Below are 24515 nucleotides of genomic sequence, written 5' to 3' on the forward strand. Positions count from 1 at the left end.
AACATGGCCCCTTCTACGGGCCCTCTAGGGGACAGGTTCGTGCCCCGTCACGCCCGGATCTGCTGGTAGTGCCGGAGGATATCTGCATAAATCCCCTGATGCGCACCATTGTCCGGCAGCCGCAGCCGCCAGCGCACGCCAAAGGGGACACCGGCCGGGGCCTCAATGCTATCCTGGTCCGGTCTGCAGCGCAGGCTGATGATCCGGGCACGGTAGCGTTCGGGTGCCGTTTCCAGGAGGATCGCATCGGGAATGGCCATGGCGAACGACTTGATGCGCGGGATGGGGTAGCTGATGGCGCCGCCATCACCGAAATCCTCCATGATCTGGAACCCCACCTTCAAGGCATGGCGGAGCGTGTAGTGTGCTACAAAGCAGAACAGCACGTCCAAGCCTGCTTGGTTGGCCACCGAGACGGCCGCCATGCTCAGCACCAAGGGCAGGCCCTTCCCTGCGAACCGATGCGCGTTCCACAAGCCGCATACCTCCGCGCCTGAATCGCCCTGGTACTTCTGCAGGAGCACGGTGAACTGTTGAGCATGGGTGCCCATAGAGGATTCCATGGGTAGGGGAGTGCTGGGCCCGCCTTTCTGGACACGGATGCCGCCCACATAGCCGAGTTCGTCGTGCTCGGCGAGAATCACGATGCAATCCTCCGATTGCATCCAGTCTTCATTCGGTTTGACCACCTCGGAGACCCCGAATTCCTCTAGGATCGCGCGGTGCTCTTCGGCATACCTGGCACAGAGGTCCGGCCGGTCTTTTGCCTTGAATGCGGTGATGGTGATCGTATTGTTCTCCATGGTCAAGCACTGATCAGCGACTCCTTGGTTTCGAACAACTCCTCCAGGGGTTTCCGAAGGCTTCTGCGCGTTGGGCTTCCCGCGCGGCCGAGGCGCACCATGAAGATCGGTTCGCCCCAATTCAGTCCAGCGATGTCGATGAGTTCACTGAGGATGGCCTCCGCCTCCCGGTGCTCATGCCCAGACAGTATGCCCTGCTCATCCCACCGGCCATGGATTCCCATGAAGATGGGAGCACCGACCGGATGTGCCAGAATGCCCTCGACGGTGGCTTGGAGCCAGAAGCGCTCGAGCGCCCTGCCAGCCTCGAATGCACTGCCGATTCCGAGGTCTTCAGCGCTAAGAACAGCCAATGCAGCGGATGCCCGAACGCCCTTCGCAGTGAGCTTCTCAATGGCCCTTCCTGTACCCCAGGATCGGAGGAGCTTCATGGCCCCAGGATCGGATGCGACCCGCAAGCCAACCCGGTCAGATAGGGAGAGTTCAAGCGTGTCGATGTCGATGCCATCCGCCGTGCGCTCCGCTTCCTCCTGGGTCCAGCGCATCTCTTTCACGAACATGTCATGGTGGCAGGTGGTATTCAGCGCGCGGATGCGCTCTGCCCTGCCGCATAGGGCGGCGATGCGGTCAATGGTCTTCCGGTCGCGGATGATGCGAAGTGAAACGCGGCTGTGGTTCTGCAGCACGGAGGCCAGCGCTTCGGCCTCGCTATCGGTCAGTTCTTGAGCTTGGGAGTCCTTCCGATTGGTGCAGCGCAACGGGATGGCCTGAGCCAGTCGCCGTTCACGCTTGTCCACCGTCTCTGCGGGAGATCGTTCCCGTAGCTCCACCGTGGCCACAAGGTCATCCGGACGCGACTCGTGGCGCAGGATGTCCAAATGCAGCCCGGACTGGGTTGCCGACAGCGCGATGTTCTCGATGCAGGCGCCCAAGGCGAGGTAGGCGTACCGCCAACCGGGGTCCAGTGCACTTTGGGCGCGCTGGCGGTCCAGGAATACCAGCAGCCTGCCTCCGGTGTGCACGAATCGCCACGGTTGGCAGTTACCGCCCGATGGGGCAAGGCTCCCCGCGAGCGACAGCTGGCGCGCCTCCTCGATCGTCATCGGGACCCTGGCCGCATCGGCGCTTCCTGGGACGATCGTATGATTCCCACCAGCGGATGAAGCATGGGGAGGCATCAAATCCTGGAGGTGGCTGGCCTTGTCCTTGGCATGGTCGGCTTCGGCCAATCCCGTGGGTTTCACAGCCGCATCCGGGTCAAGCCACCACCGGCCGCTCGGAACTTCCTCGCCCAAGAGGATGCGGCGGCTCATCTGCGCGCCTGTGCCTCCGCCGTAGGCGACTGCGCTCGCCAGCTGTGGCCAGCTGGTTACGGTGCTTTCAATCTCCAGCATGCTGGCCTTCATCCGCGGGCTCAGGTTCTCCAAGCCGATCAGGGGGATAACGAAAGGCAGCTTCTCTTCGGCCGTGGTCGCCCGCATCGCCAGCGTCACGTCTAGATGCTCCATGGTTCCATGCAGGAGCGGCCGTTCGGGCTCCAGGTCGAACCGCTCGATGTCAAGCAGCCCTCGATCGCTGGTGTCCATTACCACGGGGATGCCCAATGCCCGGGCCTTTTGGCGCGCGAGGATCTTGATTCCCACGCTGTCGCACTCCTCCACCAGGAGATCGAGCTTGCCACCGCCGGTCAGGAAGGCGTCGAGGTTGTCCGCCGTGATTCCCTCCGTGAATAGGACCACCCTCAGGTAGGGGTCGAGCTCGGCAATTTCCCGGGCGGTGTTGACGGCCTTGGGACTGCCCAGTTCGTGAACGCCTGCGCGGATCCTGTTCAGGTTGCTCAGGTCGAGCGTATCGAAGTCAGCCAGCCGGATCTCCCCGAAGCTCCGTTCCATGGCCATGGTGAGGCTCACGCTCTGGCCCACGCTCAATCCGATCACGCCCACCCGCTTGGTGGCCAGCACCTCCTGCTCCTCGCGGGTGATCTTGTTCCGGTTGCGGTCGGTGCGGACGCGCACGAATTCCTCCTCATCCAGCAGGTGCACCAGGCGGTTCGACCAAGGGTAGTAGACCCATGCGCCATAGTCCGCCGCTGAAACACCCCCCAGATGAGCCTTGGCGGCTGCGTCGAGATCGGCCGCGGTGAGCCGTGCGGCCGGGTGCATCACGCGGACCAGTTCGCGCACCTGCTCCTGGAGCCGGTCGTGCACGACCGGCCGCGACCGCTCCAGCAAGGCCTCCAGGGCCTGCCGGTCATCGGCCAGGGCAGGCCGCAGGATCACAGGGCGGTAAGCGTCCGCCTCAGCCGCTGAAGCGCGCTGCAGCGCTTCGTGCCAGGTGCTCATGGTCAGTCAAAGGGTTGTCCAAGGTGTCCGAGTGGGGGCGAATCTAGTCAACGACAGGTTATTAACAAGTTTTCAACAGTCTTGGGGTAACATCCTCCGCACATTGGCCGTAGCAGGCGTGCTCAATCACGCCCTCATGAATGCCGTGGCCCGTATTCCCGACCCGCAGGAACTCCCGGTTGTCCTCTTCGTCGATGACGATGCCGGCAATCGCCAGGCTTTCCAAGCGGCTTTCCGGCACCGCATGCGCGTGCTGCTTGCCGCCGACCTGCAGGAGGTATGGGCCCATCTTTCAGCCAACCGCGTGCACGTGGTCATTGCAGACCAGCGCATGCCCGGCATGAATGGCAGCGAGCTCCTCACGCTGGTGAAGGAGCGCTTCCCCCAGGTGCGCCGCATGCTGGTTACCGCCTATGCGGATCTGGAGGCCATCATCGATGCGGTGAACAACGGGGGGGTGACCAAGTACTTCGCCAAGCCATGGGTGCAGGATCAGCTGGTGCGCGCCGTGGATGATGCCTACCAGGAGATCCGTGCCGAGGAGGAGCAGGCCGCCTATACGAACCGCTTGGTGGAGGCCAACAAGCAATTGGAGTTCGCGCTCCGGCAGCGGCTGCTCTCCTGATCGCAAGGCTCCCCAGAAGTCAGCGATCCTATCTTCGGCCGCTGATGGAGCCGCTCACGCTACTCGGACCCAAGGCCCTCGGGCTGACGATCCAGCGGCTCTGCCACCAGCTCATCGAGGACCATGGCGACCTGCAGGGCGTGGCGCTCATCGGCCTGCAGCCGCGCGGGGTGCTGCTCGCGCGCCGGCTGCGCAGGGAGCTCAAGGCCATCCTCGGCGTCGAGCGGCTGGCCTACGGCGAGCTGGACATCACCTTCCACCGCGATGACTTCAGGCACCGCTCCAGCCCGCCGATGCCCAGCGCCACGGCAATCGATTTCGACCTGGAGGGCCGCACCGTGGTGCTGGTCGACGATGTGCTGTACACAGGAAGGAGCATCCGCGCCGGGCTTGATGCGCTGCTGGCCTTCGGCCGTCCGGCCAGCGTGCACCTGCTGGTGCTCATCGATCGCCGCTTCAGCCGCGAGCTGCCCATCCAGCCCGACTACGCAGGCAAATGGGTGGACAGCATCGGTGAGCAGCGAGTGACCGTCGAGTGGAGGGAGTCGGATGGCCAGGACCGCGTGCTCCTCCACACCGCCGGCGACCGCCGCGATACCGGCATGGTCGCCAAGGGCTCAACCGCCGACCAATGAGACAGCGCTCCTTCGATTCCGCAACACCGCCCAGCGAGCAGCTGAGCGTGGAGCACCTGCTCGGGATCAAGGAGCTGACGCCGGAGGACATCGAGCTCATCTTCCGCACGGCCGACGGGTTCAAGGAGGTGCTCGGCAGGCCGATCAAGAAGGTGCCCTCCCTTCGCGACCTCACCATCGCCAACCTCTTCTTCGAAAGCAGCACCCGCACCCGCGTGAGCTTCGAGCTGGCCGAGAAGCGGCTCAGCGCCGATGTGGTCAACTTCAGCTCCAGCGGGAGCAGCGTGAGCAAGGGCGAGACCCTCATCGACACGGTGAACAACATCCTGGCGATGAAGGTGGACATGGTGGTGATGCGTCACCCGGACCCTGGCGCAGCCCTGTTCCTGAGCAGGCATGTGCGTGCGCGCATCGTCAACGCTGGCGATGGCACGCATGAGCATCCGACGCAGGGCCTGCTCGATGCCTACAGCATCCGCGAGCGGCTCGGCCGCGTGAAGGGCGCGCGCATCGCCATCGTCGGGGACATCCTGCACTCGCGCGTGGCCCTCAGCAACATCTTCTGCCTGCAGAAGCTCGGAGCGGAGGTGATGCTCTGCGGCCCACGGACCCTCATGCCCAAGGGCATCGCGGCGCTCGGCGTGAAGGTGGAGGCCGACCTCGACACGGCCCTGCGTTGGTGCGACGCGGTGAACATGCTCCGCATCCAGCTCGAGCGCCAGGGCGGCGACGGACTGGCCAACTTCCCGAGCCTCAGGGAGTACGCCATGCTCTATGGCCTTGACCTTGCACGGTACAAGCGCATCGGGAAGGAGGTGGTGGTCATGCACCCGGGCCCCATCAACCGGGGCGTCGAGCTGACCAGCGAGGTGGCGGATCATGCCAACAGCATCATCCTCGACCAGGTGGAGAACGGCGTTGCCATACGCATGGCCGTGCTCTACCTGCTGGCCGCGCGAATCCCACGGGCCGGTGTTTGAAACTGGCGGGCAGAGCCCGGGCTTCCAAGGTCGGAGACCCTGATTATCTTTGACCGGAAGCCATACCCATGAATTTCACCATCGAGGACAAAGGGCGGTACACGCTCGTCACCAGCAATGCCGACAAGCTCGATACCAGTTGCGCGCCCGAATTGAAGAGCGAGCTCGTTTACCTCAACAAGACGGGCGTGCGCAATGTGATCATCGACCTGGCGGCCACCCGCTATTGCGATTCCTCCGGATTGAGCGCCCTGCTCGTCGCCAATCGCCTGTGCAAGAGCGTGGGCGGAAGCTTGGTGGTCTGCGGATTGCAGGAGCCGGTGATGAAGCTCGTCCAGATCTCCCAGTTGGAGAGCGTGCTCTCCATCACACCCACAGCGGCCGAGGCGGTCGACCTCCTGTACATGGAGGAGATCGAGAAGGACGTGAAGAAGGACCAATAACCCAACGCCGCATGATCCGCAACGCTCTACTCTTCCTTGCGCTCGCCGCCAGTGCATCAGTGCTGGCGCAGCCCTGCACCCCCAACCCGCTGTATGCCGACAGCGTTTTCGGCGTATGGCCGGATACCCTTGAGAATTTTGCGCCGGCCACCTTGGGCCAGCCCTATAGCCAGGACCTCAACCTGATCGTTCCCCTGAACGCCCAGGACATCGATCCCACATTCCCGGCCGTGCAGATCGATTCGGTGGTGTTCGTGGGCGTCACCGGCCTGCCGGATGGACTGTCGGTCGCTTGTGCCTCCCAGACCCCGGCGCCCTGCACCTACCTGCCATCGGTGCTCGGCTGCGGCCTCATCTCCGGCACGCCGACCGTGGCTGATACATTCCCGCTCACCTTGGATGTGACGGGCTATTTCACCCTCTTCGGATCGGCGGTGCCTTACCCGCTCAGCTTTACCGGCTATCGCATCATCGTCACGGAGGATTTCTCAGGGACCGAGGAGCTGGCGGCACTGGGCCTGGCGGGCGTACGCAACGTCCCCAATCCGGTGCAGGGCCGCACGCACATCGAGTTCCAGCTGAATCGCTCCAGCGAGGTGCGCGTGCGCGTCTTCAACCTGCTCGGCGATGAGCTCTGGAGTTTCAGGTCCTTGGCTAAGGCTGGCCTGAACCGTGTACCCTTCGAAGCCGGCGCCATGCCCGAAGGCGTGTACCTCTACAAGGTGGAAACGGGGCGCGAGGCATTCACGGGACGAATGATGGTGAGCCGGTGAGCCGATCCCTTCAGTGAATATCCGGAAGGCCCCGCGAGGGGCCTTCCGCCTTCCATGGGCCATCGACGGTTCGAATTGATCACGCTTGGCACCGGTGCTGCACTGCCGGCGCGCGGCAGGCATCCGTCGGCTCAGCTGCTCATCGTGCATGAAGAGCCCTACCTCATCGATTGCGGCGAGGGCACCCAGGAGCGCCTGCGGTCCATCGGCGCCAATTTCATGCGCATCGGCCATGTCTTCATCAGCCACCTGCACGGCGATCATTACCTGGGCCTCATGGGGCTCATCAGCTCCATGCACCTGATGGGGCGAACCGCGCGATTGCACGTGCACGGCCCAGCGGAGCTCCGCGGCATCATCGATGTCCAGCTGCGGGCATCGCAGACCTACCTGCGCTACCCCTTGGAGTTCCATGCCATTGAACCCCTTTCGGGCGCCGTGGCCTGGCAAGATGCCCGCGTGAAGGTGTCGCTGCTGGCTTTGCGGCATCGGATTCCCTGCACGGGCTTCGTCTTCGAGGAGACGCCCGCGCTCCGCTCCCTGCGGCCGGAAGCCCTCCGGTCTGTTCCGACCTTCATGCGTGCGCGCGTGAAGGCCGGCGAGGACCTGCAGCTGCCGGATGGCACCGTGCTGCCGAATTCAGCGCTGACCCATGCCCCGCCGCCGCCGAGGCGCTATGCCTATTGCTCCGATACCGCCTTCGCCCCGGAGCTCTTGCCCTTCATCCACGGCGTTGACCTGCTCTACCACGAGGCCACGTTCACCAGCCAGATGGCCAGGCGCGCGCGGGAGACCATGCACTCCACGGCCGCAGAGGCTGCGCGCATGGCCCTCGATGCCGGAGCCGGGCGCCTGCTGCTCGGCCATTTCAGCTCGCGCTACAAGAGCGCCGCTGAGCTCCTGGCCGAGGCCCTGCCCATATTCCCCAACACCGAGCTGAGCGAGGAGGGGCGGGGCTATCCGGTGATCGAACGATCGGCCGTGTAGAACATGTGCGCGGTCGAGGGGCTTGTGCCCCTATTTTCGCGGTCTATCTGGAATCGGTCTAAATAATGGCGTCCATCAAGCTCCTCTTGGCCGATCATGGCGAGTTGGCCCTGCTGGCCCTGCGCGCGGTCTTCGAAGCCGTGCCCGGTGTGGAGGTCGCGGGCAGCGCGCGGGACGGTATCTCACTTCAGGCGCTGCTGGTCCGGCATCGCCCGGACGTGGTGCTGATCGACCATACCTCGGACGGCTTCGCGGCCCGGGATATCCGGGAGGGCCTCAAGCGCGCGCCCCGCGCACGGTTCGTGGCCATCTCGCACGCGCCCTCCTCCTTGGCGATCATGAATGCCGTGAGGGCCGGGGCCACCAGCTACGTGAAGAAGGACTGCGACCTCAAGGAGATCATCGACGCCGTCTCCACTGCGGCGAAGGGGCAGCGGTTCTTCTGCGGCAAGGTGCTGGAGACCCTGCGCCGCGCAGGCCATGATGCGGCCCGCTTCGCCGAGGAGCCGCTCTCGTGCGCTCCGGTCATCCTCAGCGACCGGGAATGCGAGATCATCGGGCTCATTGCAGAGGGCAACTCCTATACACGCATCGCCGAACGCCTTCACCTCAGTGCGCATACGATCACCACGCACCGCAGGAACATCATGCAGAAGCTGGGCGTGAACAGCACGGCTGCCATCGTGCTCTATGCGGTGCGCAACGGGTTGGCCAGCCCGAACCACTTCCTCTTCAACGCCGGTCGCTAGCCGGCAAGGCCGATCTTCGCTCCATGGCACGGCTGATCGCGGAGATCGGGGGCAGTTCCTCGCGCTGGGCTGTCCTCCTGGATGGCCGGGACCCGTTGGTGCTCCCAAGGCCGGGCGATGCCATGCCGGGATTCAATCCGCTGAGCGGTGATGCCGAGGCCTTCGCGCAAGGTATCGTCGCCCGGTTCCAGGCTGCGGCGCCCGGGGCGCTCTCAGCAGCGGTGGTGGAAGCCTATGGTGCCGGCTGCGGCAGCGCTGAGCGGGCGGCGGTCATGGAAAGCGCGCTCCGGCAGATCTGGCCATCCGCGGCGATCACCGTGCGCACCGACCTGGAGGGGGCCGCGCGGGGGCTCATGGGCGCAGCGCAAGGCCTGGTCGTCATCCTGGGCACCGGCGCCAATGTGGGCTGGTACGACGGTGCCGCGGTGCATCAGATGGTGCCCTCGCTGGGGTACATCCTCGGTGATGAGGGCAGCGGTGCAGACATTGGCCGCACGCTCCTCCAGGATGCCTTCTACAGGCGCATGCCGGAAGAGGTGCGGGTGGCGCTCTTCGGCCACGGCGGTCCCGACCTGGGGACGGTGCTCCATGAGGTGTACCGCTCCCCCTTCCCGTCAAAGGCCTTGGCGGCCCATGCCGGCCGGCTTTCGGGGATGACTGAGGTGCCCTACGTCCGAGAGCTCATCACGGCCCGCTTCCAAGCGTTCATCGAGGCCTTCAAGCCATTCCATCCGCTGGAGCAGCGCGAGCGCGTGCATGCCACCGGTTCCGTGGCGTGGGGGTTCCGCGACATCCTCGCCAACTGCCTGCTCGATCACGGCATGGAACTCGTGGCTGTGGAGCGCGACCCGCTCAATGGGCTGGTCCGCTGGCATCGGCAATCGCCGGGGCAGCACCGGCAAGGGCCTCGGTGAGCCTTTGGAAGGCCCGGCGGTTCACCGGGCTGCCCACGGTGCGCAGCACGCGCTCGCGCTCCACACGCGTCAGGTGCCAGCTCAGGGAGATGCGCTCTTCGGCACCGTGCCACAGCTGCACATCGATCACCTCCAGCGGTGCACCGCCCTCCGGATCGTGCAGGCGGAGCATGAGGTCATAGTCCTGGTCCTGCATCCTCACGAAGTTGTCGTACACGCTGCCGATGGGGTCGAGCACGCGCCCCAGCAGGGATGAGCTGCTTGGGTGGACCTCCAGTTCCTTCTGCGTGTCACGTAGCTGCAGCACCACCACGCCGCTGGTGTGCTCGGCGATCCAGTCGCGGAAGGCATGCAGGAACGCCAAAGTGGTCCGGTACCCGTAGTTATCGCGGGCACCGGCATCCATCACCCGCATGGCCGGTGCGCTGGGCAGTGTCGTCACGGGCGTGATGTACGGGAAGCTCGCGCTCATCCGGAGCATGCTCGTGAGGCGCAGGCTGTCCGGATCGTGGTCGGCGAACAGGCGGCGGAATTCGATGGATTCAGCCTGGCTGTTCACGACCAGGTCCGCATCGGGCCGGATTGAGGTGAGGTGTGCCGCCGGCAGTGCAGAGATCACCAGCCGCCGGCCATCATTGATGCTGACCGGCGCAGCCACGAGCAACGGCACCCGGGCCTCGCGCTCGGGCTGAGCCATCCGCCCGAGCCGGATGTCGAGCAGCCCCCGCGTGTTGGCGCTGAGCCGGCGCTCGAAGGCCGTGGCGCGGTCGAGCGTATAGCGGCGGTGCCCATCCTGAATCGTGCGGTAGCGGATGAACATATCGTTGGTTGCGAAGCTGAACGCCACCGGATTCAGCATGTCTGTGGACACTTCGCGCACCAAGGCCGGATCGAAGCGCTGATCGGTGCCATTGGCGCGGTCAGCGAAGTACAGCTGGCGGTAGTAGGCGGCGCCGATTAGCCCGCCCGAAGATCCCGTGATGAGCGCAGCGCGCTCCATGAGGTCGCCTCCGAGCATGCTGTCAGCGGCCTGCAGGCATCGGAAGCTCCAGAGCATGCTGCGCAGGCCCCCGCCGCTCGTATTGACGATAACCAGCTTCGGTTTGCCGCTGGCATCGGCATGGCGGCGGTTGTTCGCCAGCCACTGGTCCAGTGTGGCGCGCATCGCCTGCGCATCGGCCTGGGCGGCCAGCGTGTCGTTGGCCATGCGCGTGATGCCGGCCTGGTCGTAGGCGGTCGGCGGGGCATCATAGTCGAGCCCGTAGGCGTGCGTGTCGTAGAGGAAGCGATCCGTGCGATGGCTGAGCAGGTGCAGGGTGAGAATGGCGAGCAGTATCAGGGTGCCTGTCCATCCCTGCAGCCAGCTGAAGAGAGCGCTGATGAGCATGAGGGCCATGGTGAGCAGAAGGAAGGCGATGGCGCCGGCGGGCAGGGCGAAGAAGGGCACATCGCTGAAAGCGCCCAACAGGATGAAGGTGAGCACCACCACCACCTCGAAGATGGACCCGTTGATGTGGTTCTGCCACAGCACGTCCCGCAGCAGGTCCTGGTCGTAGTGCGCGCTGCTGCGTGCCAGCATGACCCGCAGCCGGGGGGTGAGGTAGGTCTCCACCCGCCACTTCTCGCTGCGCTGCTGCCGCTTCAACCAGCGCATGGCCCGGCGGCGCTCGCTGGGCCTCTGCGGCGGGGCATCATGGTGGGGACCGAGGATGTCCATCAAGGGCTCTTCGGGCCGATACTCCTCCGGCGCCTTGCCGAGCAGCTTCACGATGTCGGTGTTGGTGCGGGTGAAGTAGACCAGCGCAATCCCCAGGAAGAGCCCCATGCCCGAGAGCAGGCCTAGGAGATGGAGGGCCACGCGCGGGGCCGGCAGCAGTTCCTGTGTGAACTGGAACCGCGCGGCGCAGATGAGGTAGGTGAGGGTGAAGACCGCCGGGATGACGGCGTTATTGACGTTGAACTTCAGGAAAGGGCGCGCGATGGTGGCGATGAAAGGGAACCGATAGCCATGCATCGCGTAGCTGTATAGGTTGAAGGCGGTGATGAACCCGCCCAGCGCGAAGCCCGTGATCACGTGGGAAAGGAGGTCGACTCGCCCGAAGTACTCGGGGAACAGGAAGAGGTAGGGGATGCCGTACTTCACGCCCAGGCTCTCGGTCACATAGGCGAAGAGCAGCACCCAGGCCAGCAACAGCAAGTGGTTCTTCTTCAGGTGCAGCAGCAGCAGCTGGAACGGGAAGAAGTAGACCAAGCGGCGCCACCACTGGCGGAAGGTGAGGCGGGCGTTCATGGCGGCGGCGTTCACACCAATGATACGGCCTCATGCCGTCCACTGTTGTGACGTTCGGCAGGCTGCTGTGCCCGGCAGGGGAGCGGGACGGTCTTCCCTCGCACCGATCCGGCTGGAGCGGCTGGGGAAGAGGCGCTCAGACCTTCGCCAGGGTCATGGTCATCACTTCGGCCTCCAGCGCTTCGGCCTGGGCCTTCAGCGCTTCGGCCCGCGCGAGGACGTCTGCCTTGAAGGCCTCGTCGTCAAGCCCGGCGCAGTTGATGCGCACATTGAGGTAGCCGCCGATGGCTCCGGTGCGTGCACAGAGGGCCCCGACACCGGCGTCGCTCACGCTGGCAGGCAGGCCATGCTCGGCCATGGCCTTCATCAGGGCCATGCTCTCCACGCATACCTCGATGGTGCGGAGCGGGGTGTTGATGGCTCCTTTGGTCGCCTCGGTGATGGCCGCCTTGCGGGCGGCTCTCTCCGCATCGGTGCCCTTGGGCATGCCGAAGCAGGCGATGATGCGGTCGTAGGCCCGGGTATCCTCGTCCACCAAGCGGAGCAGTTCCGTGCGGAGCCGCTCGCCCCGCTGCGCCCATTGGCTGAACTCCTCCCAACGGTGGTCCCAGCCCCGCTTGTGGGCGCTGAGGTTGGCCACCATGGTGCCGAGCGATACCCCCAGCGCACCCACGTATGCGGCTACGGAGCCGCCCCCAGGGGCGGGGCTCTCGGCGGCGGTCTCTTCGCTGAAGCGCTTCAGGTCCATGCGCACCAAGCGCTCGCTCCCCGCATCCTCGAGCATGTATTCGATCACCTTCTTCTGCGGGTCGAAGGGGGCGAGGTCGTCAAGCCCTAGGCTCTTCACCGCGATCCTCATCTTCTCGCGCTCGGGGATGCCAAGGCTGCGCTCCTGACGCCTCAGGTAGAAGTCCGCGGCATCCAGCAGCGCCTGTTTCGGGATCAGGCCCACCAGTTCGCTGCCCGTGACACGGATGCCGCGCTCGGCTGCGCTCTTGCAGGCCTCATCGAAAGCCACATGGACCGGCGTCACCGTGATGTCCGTGAGGTTCAGCGATAGCTGCGCGATGCCGTACTCGTCGATGTACCAGCCTATGCCCTTGACGGCCTTGAGCTTGCCAGGGATCTTCTTCGGCTCGCCGTTCTCGTCCAGGATGGGCTTGCCGGTGAGCGGATCGCCCTCGCGCAGCACGCGCCCTGCTTCGCGGATATCGAAGGCGATGGCGTTGGCCCGGCGGGTGCTCGTGGTATTCAGGTTCACGTTGTAGGCCACGAGGAAATTCCGCGCCCCGATGGCGATGGCGCCGCTGCGGGCCACGCTTTCGTTGAACTCCACCGGGCCGAAGTCCGGCCTCCAGGCGGCATCCTTCAGCTTCTTCGGCAGGCCCTCGTACTCGCCGCTGCGGTTGTTGGCCAGGTTGCGGCGCTTCTCCTCGCTGGCCGCGAACTCGTAGAGGTAGACCGGGATGCCCAGTTCACTGCCCACGCGCTGCCCGAGCTGCTTGGCGAAGGCCGCGCACTCGGCCATGCTCACCCCGCTGATGGGCACCAGCGGGCAGACATCGGTGGCTCCGAAGCGCGGATGCTCGCCCTTGTGCAGCCGCATGTCGATCAGCTCCTGCGCCTTCTTCACGAGCCGGAAGGCCGCTTCGCACACCTGCTCGGGCTCCCCCACGAAGGTGATCACCGTGCGGTTGGTGGCCTTGCCGGGGTCCACATCGAGCAGCCGCACGCCCTCCACGGTCTCCACAACGGCTGCGATGGCGTCGATCTTGGCACGGTCGCGGCCCTCGCTGATGTTCGGCACGCATTCGATGAGACGTCGTTGCATGATGGTCTGATGGTTTGGCCGCTGGTGCGGCGCAGTGGCGGCAAAGCTAGGCGCGGCAGCGGAGCCGAGCGGGGATGGCGGCTACGGCCAGATCACCGTGAGGCCGTTGTTCACCATGTGCAGGAGCACGGGCACCCAGATGGATCCGCTCCGCGATCGCGCGTAGCCGAGCACCACGCCCATGGGCAGGATGAGCAGCATGATGGGCAGGCTGTACTGCAGATGCATGAGGGCGAAGACGCCTGCGGTCACGGCTACGCTCACATGCTCGTCGGCGATATGGCGGAGGGTGCCATAGAGGAGCCCGCGGAGGAGGAGCTCCTCGAAGAGGGGGCCCAGCACCACCACCCCCGCGATGAGGAGCGGCCAGTTCGTGGTGCTGCCCACCACGCGCTGCATGAAGTCGGTCTGGAAGGCCGGGGTGAACTGGGCCAGCGCCTCCACGCCGAGCATCAGCGCGGCGAAGAGCCCGAACCAGCGCAGGAACGCTGCGGCTCGCGGCAGCCCTAGGCCCAGGAATGCACGGACCCGACCCCGCTTCCAGAGGCCGCAGGTGATGAGGATGAACGCCGCGCAGATGCCGCCGCTCCAAGCTGACTCCGCACCGACCAGGTCGCCGTTGAAGGCGAGCTCGGTGATGCGCTGCTGGAAGACCGGGTCCTGCAGCCATCCCATGCTGAACGGCTCCGAGGCGAACTCGGGGCTGCGCCTTGCCACGCCGGTCACGAGGGCCACCGATTGGACGATGAAGAAGGCGATCAGGGCCATGGCGAACAGCGAAACACCCATGGAGAATTCCAGCGCCGGCGGACGCCCGGGCTCGGTCGGATGGAATTCAACGGAGTGCTGCTCCGGAGCGGACTGGTTCTCCATCGATGATGACGGTGTCGATATGGTCGGCCCCGAATGCATAGGGCAGGTAGGCCAGTGAGGGGACTTCGCGCGTGATGATGAGGCTGGCGCGCTTGCCGATGGTGAGCCCGCCCAATTCGTGCTCCAGCCTCATGGCTGCGGCCGCGTTGAGCGTGAGCGCAGCAACCGCCTCCTCCGGCAGCATGCGCAGGTGGATGCACGCCAGCGAGAGCACCAGGTTGAGGTTCCCGCTCGGCGTGCTCCCTGGATTGTGGTCGGAAGCCAGGGCGATGGGCAGGCCGCGGTCGATGAGCGCACGCGCGGGGGCGTATGGGATGCGCAGGAAGAAGGAACAGCTGGGGAGCAGGGTGGGCATGGGCACCGCAGCGGCAGGCAAAGCGGCCAAAGCGTCGATATCGCCGGGCTCCATCACCTCCAAATGGTCCACGCTCAGGGCGCTGTGCGCGATTGCTGCCTGGATGCCGCCGATGCTGGTGAACTGGTTCACATGCACCTTGCCGGGAAGCCCATGCCGCACGCCGGCTTCCAGCAGGCGATCCATCTCCGTTGGGGTGAAGTAGTCGGTCTCGCAGAATGCATCCACATGATCCGCCAGCCCTTCCGCCGCCACCTGAGGTATCAACTCACTGCAGATGAGGTCGATGTATCCGGCACGGTCATCCTTGAATTCCGGTGGCAGAGCATGCGCCGCGAGCAGGGTGGTGCGCACTTGGAGGGGCAGTGCTTCCTTCAGCCGGCGCGCCACCCGCAGCATCTTGAGCTCACTTTCCACGGTGAGCCCGTAGCCGCTCTTGATCTCCACGGCCACGGTGCCGGTGCGCATCATCTCTTCCAGCCGGGTCCTGGCCCGGGCGAAGAGGTCCTCCTCGTCCATGGCCCGCAGCTTGCGCGCGCTGTTGAGGATGCCGCCCCCCCGCGCGGCGATCTCCTGGTAGGTGAGCCCTTTGATCTTGTGGACGAATTCCTCTTCCCGCGGCGCGGCGAAGATGACATGCGTGTGCGGGTCGCACCAGCCGGGCAGCACGAAGCGCCCGCCGGCATCGATCACCATGAGGTCGCGCCAGTCCGTCACGCCCTGGAAATCATCCATTGTCCCCAGCCCCGTGATGCGGCCGTCCTCGGCCAGCAGCCAGCCCTCATCGATCCGGGGCAGCCGCGCCATGTCGGCACCGGCCATCCGCCGAGCTCCGCTCGGATAGGTGCCCAGCAGGGCCTTTGCGTTCTTGATGAGCAGCCGCCGCACGGGGCAAAGAAAGGCAGGTGGGGGGCATCCTGGGCCGACGTCCGCCTGGACCTGTCCTCATCGGGCCCGCTACTTTCGTCGCATGGCAGGCAATTCCATCGGGCAGGTCCTTCGGCTGACCACTTTCGGCGAGAGCCATGGCGCGGCCATCGGCGGTGTCCTTGACGGCTATCCGGCGGATGCGGCACCGGACCTGGACGCGGTTCAAGAGGAGCTGGACCGGCGACGGCCCGGAGGCAATCGGCTGGGCACGTCCCGCATGGAGGCCGACCGGGTGGAATGGCTCAGCGGGCTGTTCGAAGGGCGCACAATGGGCACGCCCATCGCCTTCCTCATCCGCAACGCCGATCAGCGCAGCGGCGACTACGATGCCCTGCGAGAGGTGTACCGTCCGGGGCATGCCGACCGTGCGTGGGAGCTCAAGTTCGGGGTGCGCGACCACCGCGGCGGCGGCCGCAGCAGCGCGCGCGTAACGGCCGCCTGCGTGGCTGCGGGCGCGCTGGCCCGGCAGCTGATCGGCCGGGAGGGCGTCACCGTGGAGGCCTTTGTCAGCGCCGTCGGGAATCTGGCGCTGGAGGCCACCCCGGCCGATCTATCCCAGCGGTGGAGGAATGAAGCGCGTTGTCCTGATGGCGCGCTGGCCGACCGCATGGCCGAGCTGATCGAGGCGGTGCGCGCGGCGGGCGACAGCGTCGGGGGCGTGGTCACCTGCATCATCCGGGGGCTTCCCGCCGGCCTCGGCGAGCCGGTGTTCGACCGGCTCGATGCCGACCTGGCCAAGGCCATGATCGGGATCAACGCGGTCAAGGGCTTCCAGATGGGCAAAGGCTTCGCGGCAGCCGCGCTGCGCGGTTCGCAGCACAACCGGGAGCCGCAAGGGGGGGTGCTGGGCGGCATCAGCGATGGCGGCCTGCTGCGATTCGATGTGGCCTTCAAGCCACCGGCCACCATCGCCCAAGCCCAGCAGACGGTGAACCGGGCGGGCGACACGGTGGTGCTGGAGGCCAAGGGGCGCCATGATCCCTGCGTGGTGCCCCGGGCTGTGCCCATCGTGGAGGCCATGGCCTGCCTGGTGCTCGGCGATCACCTGCTGCGGCAACGGCTCTCGCGGGTCTGACCGGCGTGGCCGCGGTCCGGTAACTTGCCCGCGCTACCCGGCATGCCGCGCGTCACGGTTCTCACCACGCTCTACAACAAGGGTCCCTTCGTGGAAGAGGCCGTGCGCAGTGCGCTGGCCAGCACCTTCACGGACCTTGAGGTCCTTGTGGTGGACGATGGAAGCACCGATGATGGCCCCGGACGCGTGGCCGCCATCACCGACTCCCGTGTGCGCCTGTTACGCAGCGTGGCCAATGCCGGAAGGCCTGCTGCGGCCAACCGTGGCTTCGCGGAGGCCCGGGGCGAGTTCATCGCGGTGCTCGATGCCGATGACCTGATGCATCCCCAGCGGATCGCGAAGCAGGTCGCATTCCTGGATGCCCACACGGAAGTGGGTGCCGTCGGTACCGCGCTCAGCGTGTTCGGTGAGAAGTCGGAACAGTGGTCCTGGCCGGAGCATGACGAGGAAGCGCGCGGCCGTATGCTCTTCAGCGATCCCGTGTGCTACGGCACCTCCATGATCCGCCGGAGCTTGCTGCTGGACAATGGCCTGCGCTGCAACGAGGCCTGGCTGAGGCCCGGCATGGACTATCTGTTCCTGCTCTCCTTGGCGCAGCACACGCGCTTCGCCAACATCATGGAGCCGCTCACCTTCTATCGCGTGGGCGCTCAGAACATGCGCCATGGCCGTGATCCCGTGGAGGACCGGGCGCGCATCTATGCCGAGCAGTTCCGGGTCTTCGGGATACCCGCCACCGAAGAGGAGGTCCGATTGCAGTTGATGCTGCACCGCCTCTTCAGGCGGCCCCCGAATGCAGCGGATGTGCGCGCCTTGCGTGCCTGGATAAGCCGGCTGAAGGCGATGAACCGCTCATCCGGCACGTTCCCGGTGCCTGTATTCGAGGCGGAACTCGATCGCCGGTGGCAGGACATCTTTCATCCGGTGGCCGACTCCAGCGCGGCAGCGGCTTGGGCTCATCTGCGGCTCAGTCACGGCTGGTCAGCGGCGCGGCTGCGCTATCTAGCCGCCGCGGTGATCGCCCGTTGGCGGGGAGCGGGGCGCGTATCAGGCACCAGTGAGCCGATAAGGATCCATGCTCCGGCGGTGGGCACGGCGGTGCACGCGGACCGGACGAGGCCGGACCCGGCCATCCGGTACCCGCGCATCACGCTCGTCACCCCGAGCTTCGAGCAGGCCCAGTACCTTGAGGAGTGCCTTTCTTCCGTGAAGGAGCAGGCTTATCCTGACCTTGAGCACATCGTGGTGGACGGCGGCAGCAGCGATGGCTCGGCGGGCATCATCGCACGCCATGCCGATGACCTGGCATGGTGGTGCAGTGAGCGCGATGATGGGCAGAGCGATGCCATCACCAAAGGGGCGGCCAAGGGCAGCGGCGCAGTGTTCGGCTGGCTAAACAGCGATGACCTGCTGCTTCCCGGGGCGCTGCTGCGCGTAGGGGAGGCCTTCGCCCGCGATCCGTCCATGGCCGTGCTCTGCGGGGCCCGCATCCTTCGGAAGCCCGATGGCGATGTGGTGATCGCGCCGGAAGATGCTGAGCATCCGGAGACCTTCTTCACCGCTCCTCATGTCAACCAGCAGAGCACCTTCTACCGCATGGACGTGGTGCGCGAGATAGGATTCGTTGAGCGCAGGCTGGACTACGTGATGGACTACGAGCTTTGGCTCCAGGTGGTCTTCAGGCATGGGCCATCAGCGGTGCGCACTATCCCGGCGCCCCTATCCGTCTTCCGGCAGCATCCTGCCAGCAAGACGTCCCTTGTCCACCATCGCTTCCTCGATGAGATCGCCAGCGTCCTGCACGGGCTGTGCGCGTCCACCGGTCAGCGCGACCTTATGGCCGTGCTGGAACACGGGCATGTGATCACACCCGGCCTGCGCAGCATTCCCCTGCGCGATCCGGCGGCCGAGCGGGCCCGGGTCCGGGCCATGGTGGTCACCTTCCTCCTCAAGTGGCATTCCCGCATCTGGACGGCGCGTGACTTCGGCATGATGCGGCTGTTCCGACGCACGATCGAGCTGGCGCCCCACGATGTGAACGAGGAGCAGCGTGCAGCCCTGGAGCGCCTGGATGCGCAGTTGCGTGTGCCGGGCTGGTGGGCATTCCGGGTGCGACGGAAACTGAATCATCTCTTGCGATGAGGGTCAGCGTCGTCGTCCCGGTATACAACAAGGCTCCCTGGATCCGGGAGAGCTTCGCCAGCATCTTCGCCCAGTCCTTTCGCGAAATCGAGGTGATCGCCGTGGACGATCGCAGCACCGACGAGAGCCTGGAGGTCCTCCGGAGCCTTGGCGATCCGCGGCTTCGGGTGGTGCAGCTCGAGCGGAACCTGGGCCCCGCTGGCGCAGCGCAGCGTGCCATGGATCTCGCCACGGGCGAGTACGTGGTGCGGATGGACGCCGATGACATCATGTTCCCGGATCGCATCGCACAGCAAGTGGCGTTCATGGATGCGCATCCGGAATTGGGAGCAAGCGGCGGGCATCAGCTCGTGCTCGGGACGTCGGACCAGGTGATGCGCGCATCGCTGACCGATGCCGAATGCCGTGCAGGCCTGCTCTTCCAGATACCGATCTTCCAGCCCACCAGCATCTACCGGCGCAGCGTGCTGCTCACCCATGGCATCCGATTCCAGGATGAATGGCCCCGGTACGGCGAGGATTGGTGGATGCAGGCGCGCCTGTTGCAGGTGACGCAGATCGCCAACATCGACAGCCCGTTGATCCAGTATCGCGTGGGACCCCAGAACATCCGTGCGAGCAGCGACCGCACGGCCATGCTGAGCAGGCTGCACAGCGGGCTGTTCTCCTACATCGAATGGCCCATCGGTGAGGAGGGCCTGCGCGCCCACCTGCATGCGCTGAAATGGTTCCCCGAGCCTCTGGCCCCTGGCGATATCAGGGCAGTGGCCGTGCATCTCCATTGGCTCCGCGGCATGAATGCATCAACGGGCCGCTTCCCGGCAGAGGCATTCGAGGCCTGGGTGCTCAGGATCTGGCGTGAATTCGGCTATCGGCTGCCGCCCTTCGGCGTGCGCGCGATGCTGGCCTATTGCGGGGTCGACCCGAAGCCGACCTTCCCCCAGCTCAGGTACATGCTCACCTCATGGCTCACCGGCAGGGCATGAGTGCCGCAGGGAGAATGCAGCGCGTGGCGGTCATCGTGCCCTGCTTCAACGTGCGCCCTCATGTGGAGCGGGCGATGCGCTCGGCCCTGGAGCAAAGGGGCGTGGAGGTGGAGGTGATCGCCGTGGATGACGGGAGCAGCGATGGCACCCACGAGGCGCTCGTCGCTGTGGCGCGCACGCTCCCCTCCGCGATCCGTGTGCTGCGGCAGGCCAACCGCGGGGCCAGCGCGGCGCGCAACGCGGGATTGCGGGCCACCGATGCCCCATGGATCCAGTTCCTCGATGCCGATGATGCGCTGCGCCCCGGCAAGCTCGCTGAGCAATGCGCGTTGGCCGGGGCTTGCGGCGGGGCAATCGTGGCCGGCGCGTACAGCAACCATTTCGAGGATGGCCGCCCGGATGAGACGGTAGCGCCGCTGATGGGCGATCCGTGGGAGGCCCTGATCCGAACGCGCCTGGGAACGACCAGCGCTAATCTCTTTGAGCGTCGCGCCGTGCTGGATGCCGGTGGCTGGGAGGAGGGGCTGGGAAGCAGCCAGGACTATGAGCTCATGTTCCGCATGATGAAACGTGGAGCGACCGTTGCGTTCGACCCGGAGGTGAGGTGCGATGTGCTGAAGCGGAGCCAAGGATCCATCAGCCGTACCGGGGAGCGGGAGAACTGGTTGCGTTACCTGGAGCTCCGTAGGGCCATGCGCGATCATGTCAAAGGCCTTGGGCCACGTCATGCTGAGGCCGTGGCCATGGCCGATCAATACTTGTTCATGGCGGTGCGCGTACTTTCGAGGCATGATCGCCAGGCGGCCTTCGCTGCATTCGACCGGCTGCTGCCGGCTGGCTTCGTTCCCAGCGTCAGCCCGGCCACCACGGCGGCATACGTCAAGGCTTATCGGTGGCTGGGGTTCCGAATGGCGGAGCGCTTGGCCGGGCTCATCGGCAGAATGACACGCGCATGATCCGCAATCGGGAGGACCTGCACCGCTACCTCGAGGCCGACCGCATCGGGCTCCGGCGCATCGGCCCGAAACCGCTGCTGTATGACGAGGTCTGGACCTTCCAGCGGCTGCTGCGGCGGACGGAGTTCTACCATAACACGGCGGGCGGCCCTTGGCACCGCTTGTTGCGCAAGTACTGGTCCTGGCGGCTGCACCGGCAAGCGGTGCGCTGCGGTTTCGAGATCCCGCTCAACACCTTCGGCCCCGGCCTCTCCATCGCTCATCGGGGCACCATCGTGGTGCATCCCGATGCCCGGATCGGAGCCAATTGCCGCATCCATGTGGACGTGGTCATCGGCACCCGGCCCGGTCCTCCGCCGGAGCCGGCGCCGCGCATCGGCGACAACTGCTACATCGGTCCCGGGGCCAAGGTCTACGGCGATTTGCTGCTGGGGCCCCACCTCGTGGTGGGCGCCAACTCCGTAGTGAACGCCTCATTCCCCGATGGGCATTGCACCATCGCTGGCGCTCCGGCGCGGCGCATCAGTGATACACCGAGCGATGCCTACATCATCGCCACACGCTCCAAGCCGGCATGAAGCGGATAATCGTGGTGGTGGGCACCCGCCCGAATTTCATGAAGGTGACGCGCCTCAAGCAGGTGGCGCAGCGGTCCGGCGGGATCGACTTCGAGCTGGTCCACACGGGGCAGCATGCCGATGGCCGCATGAGCACCGTCTTCTTCGAGCAGTTCGGGCTCACCCCGGATCGGCTCCTGAGCGTGCCGGAAGGCAGCCCTGCGGCCCGCCTTGGTCATCTGATGCTGGCGCTGGAGCCCGTGATGCGCGAGCGGCGCCCCGATGCCGTGATGGTGGTGGGCGATGTGGACAGCACGTTGGCCGGCGCCCTTGCAGCGAACAAGCTGGGGCTGCCGATCGTGCACCTGGAGAGCGGCCTGCGGAGCGGCGACATGGGCATGCCCGAGGAGGTGAACCGGATCCTCACCGACCGCATCAGCTGGCTCTGCCTGATCACCGAGCCCAGCGGGCACACCAACCTGCTCAGGGAGGGCACCGCCGAGGACCGCATCGTGATGGTGGGAAACACCATGATCGACACGCTTGTGGCCTTCGATGCGGAGATCGCGCGCTCGCCGGTGATGCATGAGCTCGGCCTCAGCGAGGGTGGGCATGCGCTGATCACCATGCACCGGCCTGACAATGTGGACCATGAGGAGCCGCTCAACCGGCTGGTCGGCCTCATCGCGCTGGTGGCTGCATGGCGGCAAGTGGTGTTCCCCGTCCATCCTCGCACGGCCAGGAACCTTGAGCGCTTCGGCCTGCTTGGAAGGTTGCGGGCCATGCCAGGCGTGGTGCTGTGCGAGCCGCTCGACTATTTCAGGTTCCAGCGTCTCATCGCCACAAGCGCCTTCGTCATCACCGATAGCGGCGGCATCCAGGAGGAAACGACCTTCAGGCGCATCCCCTGCCTCACCCTGCGTCCGAGCACCGAGCGCCCCGTCACGATCACAGAAGGGACCAACGAGCTCATCACCTTCGACCTCGACGCGCTTGCCGGTGCCCTCGAACGGATCGAGGGCGGCACCTTCAAGAAGGGGCGCATCCCATCGCTCTGGGACGGTCATGCGACCGAGCGTGTGGTGGAGGCCATCAAGCACGCGCTGTGATCCTCTACGTCACTTACAACGATCAGCCCAGCGGCGTCTATTGGAGCCAGGTGACCGATGTGGTCGATCACCTGAATGCGCTTGGCGGACAGCCGGTGCGCTTGGTGGCATTGGTTTCCTTGCGCGGCTACCTCCGCTCCCGGCGGCTCATCCGCGAACGCAGCCCTTCGGCCATCGTCCTGCCCATGGTTCCGCGGCAGCACAATTGGCGCGTGAACTGGATCTGGCTCTGGGTCGTCTGTCGGCTGCTCAGGCCATCCGGGGCAATCTGCAGGGGCATCTTTGCCACGGCGCTCGCCCTGCGGCTGCGAGACCGCGGCCTGCTGGCCCAGGTCTGCTTCGATGCGCGCGCCGCCTATGGCGCGGAATGGCAGGAGTACCGGGTGGTGGACGACGATCGCCTCATCGCCGAATGCGTTCAGCTGGAGCGCGATGTGGTGGGCCAGGCCGACCTGCGAATGGCCGTGAGCGAGGCGCTGGTGGAGCATTGGCGCAAGACCCTCGGGTACGATGCTACCCGGCATCTGGTGATTCCCTGCACGCTGGGTCGCAGCGTGGAGGCCTTGCCCAAGCGGCAGCAGAATGGCTTGCGGAAGGAGCTGGGATGGAGCCCGGATGATGTGGTGGTGGTCTATTCGGGCACGGCCGTGGGCTGGCAATCGCTCGAGCTCGCCGAGCAAGTGGTCTCCCCGTGGCTGGCGGCCGATGCGCGGCACCGTATGCTCTTCCTCAGCACGGGCCATCCGGTGATCGAGCGCATGAAGGCCCGGTTCCCCCAGCAAGTGGACCACCGCTGGGTGCCTCACCGCCGCGTGCGTGCCATGCTCCAGGACTGCGATATCGGCCTGCTGCTGCGAGAGGATCGCATCACGAACCGGGTGGCTTCGCCCACCAAGTTCGCGGAGTACCTCAGCGCAGGCCTTGCGGTCGCCATATCCGATCACGTGGGCGACTTCAGTGACCTGGTGCAGCGGGAGCGGCTCGGGCAGGTGCTGCGCGCTGGCGACGGCCTTGCCCTTGGCAAGCCCCCTGATGCCGATGCGGAGCGGCTCATGGCCTTCGCGCGGGAGCGATTCACCAAGGAGGCCTTCGACACGGCCTACCGGATGGTGAAGGCATGCATGGCGGCCGAGCCCGAGCTGCCCGCTTCCTCGCCCTTCGCCACCCATGAGCCGGGCCCTGCGGTTTCCATCATCGTCCCCAGCTTCAACAAAAGGGGGTTCATCGGCGATATGGTCCGCAGCGTGCAGGCACAGACCGATGGCCGATGGGAGCTGATCATCGTGGACGATGCGAGCTCCGATGGCAGCGTGCAGCTGTTGCAAGGCATGGCGGCGGTCGATCCGCGCATCGTGGTCATTCCCCTGGAGACCAATCACGGCGCCAACCACTGCCGCAACCTGGGCATCGGCCGTGCACGGGGAAGGTGCATCATCTTCCTCGATGCCGATGACCTGCTCGCTCCCCATTGCGTGGCCCGGCGCATGGCGGTCATGGAAGGGAGCGGTTTCCATTTCTCGGTGTCGACCATGGAGGTCTTCAGGGATCGTCCTGGTGATGCGGGGCACCGTTGGGTGCCGCTCACGCGCGACCCTATCGGCGACTTCTTCAGCCACAAGCTCCCCTGGCAGACGATGCAGCCCATCTGGGATCGCTCCTTCCTGCAGGTCCTCGGCGGCTTCGATCCGGCATTCTCCCGGCACCAGGACGTGGAGCTCCATACCCGGGCGCTCCTGGCGCCCGGGGTCCGGTTCCGGCTGCGGCTCACTGAGCCGGATTGCTACTACCGGATCGCCGAGGAGCGCAAGGTGATCGACCCCCAGCGGCTCCTGCGGAGCTTCGCGGAGTCGGCTGTGCTGTACCGCCGCAAGTTCACGCAGGACGCTGAGCGGCTCGGCCGAACCGACCTCCTGCTGGGGATCATCCACCGCACCTACCTGCAGATGCTGCTCTATGCGAAGCTGCGCCGGATAGACGGCGCTGTCCTCGCCGCTCTCGAGGATGTGCTATTGGGACCCGGCGGCCGCTCCATCCCTCCGGGCAAGCGCTGGCTCTTCGCGGTCACGCGGTGGTACAACCTGCTCCCGATGCGCATCCCCGGGGTCAACCTCGTGATCTCCAAGCTCATCACGGGAGTCCGGCGATGACCAGGCCCATCCG

General features: G+C 65.9%; 21 protein-coding genes. 15 read left to right on the top strand and 6 right to left on the bottom strand.

The features are described 5' to 3' along the window. Nucleotides 1–47: 47 nt before the first annotated feature. On the bottom strand, nt 48–803 hold the full coding sequence (locus QY325_03015) for a hypothetical protein (GenBank protein WKZ66902.1): 756 nt from the start codon (nt 801–803) through the stop codon (nt 48–50). Nucleotides 804–805: 2 nt separating this feature from the next. Next, on the bottom strand, nt 806–3145 hold the full coding sequence (locus QY325_03020; protein WKZ66903.1) for an Rv1355c family protein: 2340 nt from the start codon (nt 3143–3145) through the stop codon (nt 806–808). A 103-nt stretch (nt 3146–3248) separates the two neighbouring features. On the opposite strand from QY325_03020, the gene QY325_03025 reads away from it, so the two are divergent. From QY325_03025 to QY325_03060, 8 genes are all read left to right on the top strand, one after another. After that, a complete protein-coding gene (locus QY325_03025) occupies nt 3249–3770 on the top strand; it encodes a response regulator (GenBank protein ID WKZ66904.1) in 522 nt (173 codons plus the stop codon). 44 nt (nt 3771–3814) lie between these two features. Continuing rightward, a complete protein-coding gene (gene pyrR, locus QY325_03030) occupies nt 3815–4405 on the top strand; it encodes a bifunctional pyr operon transcriptional regulator/uracil phosphoribosyltransferase PyrR (protein WKZ66905.1) in 591 nt (196 codons plus the stop codon). After that, the gene (locus QY325_03035) at nt 4402–5385 is read left to right on the top strand and encodes an aspartate carbamoyltransferase catalytic subunit (protein ID WKZ66906.1); all 984 of its coding nucleotides are present in this window, start codon (nt 4402–4404) and stop codon (nt 5383–5385) included. The genes pyrR and QY325_03035 overlap by 4 nt, the downstream gene beginning before the upstream one ends. A gap of 68 nt (nt 5386–5453) precedes the next feature. After that, nucleotides 5454–5828: an STAS domain-containing protein gene (locus QY325_03040; protein ID WKZ66907.1), complete on the top strand. Its 375-nt coding sequence runs from the start codon at nt 5454–5456 to the stop codon at nt 5826–5828. 11 nt (nt 5829–5839) lie between these two features. Continuing rightward, on the top strand, nt 5840–6601 hold the full coding sequence (locus QY325_03045; protein ID WKZ66908.1) for a T9SS type A sorting domain-containing protein: 762 nt from the start codon (nt 5840–5842) through the stop codon (nt 6599–6601). A 54-nt stretch (nt 6602–6655) separates the two neighbouring features. Beyond that, nucleotides 6656–7588, top strand: coding sequence for a ribonuclease Z (locus tag QY325_03050; GenBank protein ID WKZ66909.1), 933 nt, complete (start codon nt 6656–6658; stop codon nt 7586–7588). A gap of 65 nt (nt 7589–7653) precedes the next feature. Beyond that, the gene (locus QY325_03055) at nt 7654–8337 is read left to right on the top strand and encodes a response regulator transcription factor (protein ID WKZ66910.1); all 684 of its coding nucleotides are present in this window, start codon (nt 7654–7656) and stop codon (nt 8335–8337) included. A 23-nt stretch (nt 8338–8360) separates the two neighbouring features. Next, nucleotides 8361–9251, top strand: a complete 891-nt coding sequence (locus QY325_03060) for a hypothetical protein (protein ID WKZ66911.1) — start codon at nt 8361–8363, stop codon at nt 9249–9251. On the opposite strand, the gene QY325_03065 is transcribed toward QY325_03060, so the two are convergent. The 4 genes from QY325_03065 to hutI form a co-directional block, all read right to left on the bottom strand. Continuing rightward, on the bottom strand, nt 9190–11541 hold the full coding sequence (locus tag QY325_03065; GenBank protein WKZ66912.1) for a patatin-like phospholipase family protein: 2352 nt from the start codon (nt 11539–11541) through the stop codon (nt 9190–9192). The genes QY325_03060 and QY325_03065 overlap by 62 nt on opposite strands. Nucleotides 11542–11677: 136 nt before the next feature. Then, entirely contained in the window at nt 11678–13372 is a 1695-nt protein-coding gene (gene ftcD / locus QY325_03070; GenBank protein WKZ66913.1) for a glutamate formimidoyltransferase, read from the bottom strand. A gap of 81 nt (nt 13373–13453) precedes the next feature. Further along, nucleotides 13454–14245, bottom strand: a complete 792-nt coding sequence (locus QY325_03075; GenBank protein WKZ66914.1) for a CPBP family intramembrane metalloprotease — start codon at nt 14243–14245, stop codon at nt 13454–13456. Next, nucleotides 14208–15479 (bottom strand): imidazolonepropionase, encoded by a 1272-nt coding sequence (gene hutI / locus QY325_03080; GenBank protein ID WKZ67947.1) that lies wholly within the window; start codon nt 15477–15479, stop codon nt 14208–14210. The genes QY325_03075 and hutI overlap by 38 nt, the downstream gene beginning before the upstream one ends. A 91-nt stretch (nt 15480–15570) precedes the next feature. Here hutI and aroC point away from each other — a divergent pair, with 91 nt between their 5' ends. Genes aroC through QY325_03115 form a run of 7 tightly spaced genes read left to right on the top strand, consistent with a single transcriptional unit; the run spans nt 15571 to nt 24502 of the window. Then, nucleotides 15571–16605: a chorismate synthase gene (gene aroC, locus QY325_03085; GenBank protein WKZ66915.1), complete on the top strand. Its 1035-nt coding sequence runs from the start codon at nt 15571–15573 to the stop codon at nt 16603–16605. A gap of 42 nt (nt 16606–16647) precedes the next feature. Continuing rightward, nucleotides 16648–18747, top strand: coding sequence for a glycosyltransferase (locus tag QY325_03090; GenBank protein WKZ66916.1), 2100 nt, complete (start codon nt 16648–16650; stop codon nt 18745–18747). Continuing rightward, nucleotides 18744–19733: a glycosyltransferase family 2 protein gene (locus QY325_03095; GenBank protein ID WKZ66917.1), complete on the top strand. Its 990-nt coding sequence runs from the start codon at nt 18744–18746 to the stop codon at nt 19731–19733. The genes QY325_03090 and QY325_03095 overlap by 4 nt, the downstream gene beginning before the upstream one ends. Continuing rightward, the gene (locus QY325_03100; GenBank protein ID WKZ66918.1) at nt 19712–20689 is read left to right on the top strand and encodes a glycosyltransferase family A protein; all 978 of its coding nucleotides are present in this window, start codon (nt 19712–19714) and stop codon (nt 20687–20689) included. Before QY325_03095 ends, QY325_03100 begins: the two co-directional genes overlap by 22 nt. Continuing rightward, nucleotides 20686–21267: a serine acetyltransferase gene (locus QY325_03105; GenBank protein ID WKZ66919.1), complete on the top strand. Its 582-nt coding sequence runs from the start codon at nt 20686–20688 to the stop codon at nt 21265–21267. The genes QY325_03100 and QY325_03105 overlap by 4 nt, the downstream gene beginning before the upstream one ends. Beyond that, nucleotides 21264–22355, top strand: coding sequence for a UDP-N-acetylglucosamine 2-epimerase (non-hydrolyzing) (gene wecB, locus QY325_03110; GenBank protein WKZ66920.1), 1092 nt, complete (start codon nt 21264–21266; stop codon nt 22353–22355). The genes QY325_03105 and wecB overlap by 4 nt, the downstream gene beginning before the upstream one ends. Further along, on the top strand, nt 22352–24502 hold the full coding sequence (locus tag QY325_03115) for a glycosyltransferase (GenBank protein WKZ66921.1): 2151 nt from the start codon (nt 22352–22354) through the stop codon (nt 24500–24502). Before wecB ends, QY325_03115 begins: the two co-directional genes overlap by 4 nt. The last annotated feature ends 13 nt before the right edge of the window (nt 24503–24515 follow it).

This window comes from Flavobacteriales bacterium, from assembly GCA_030584065.1.
Taxonomy (GTDB): Bacteria; Bacteroidota; Bacteroidia; order Flavobacteriales_F; family PHOS-HE28; genus PHOS-HE28.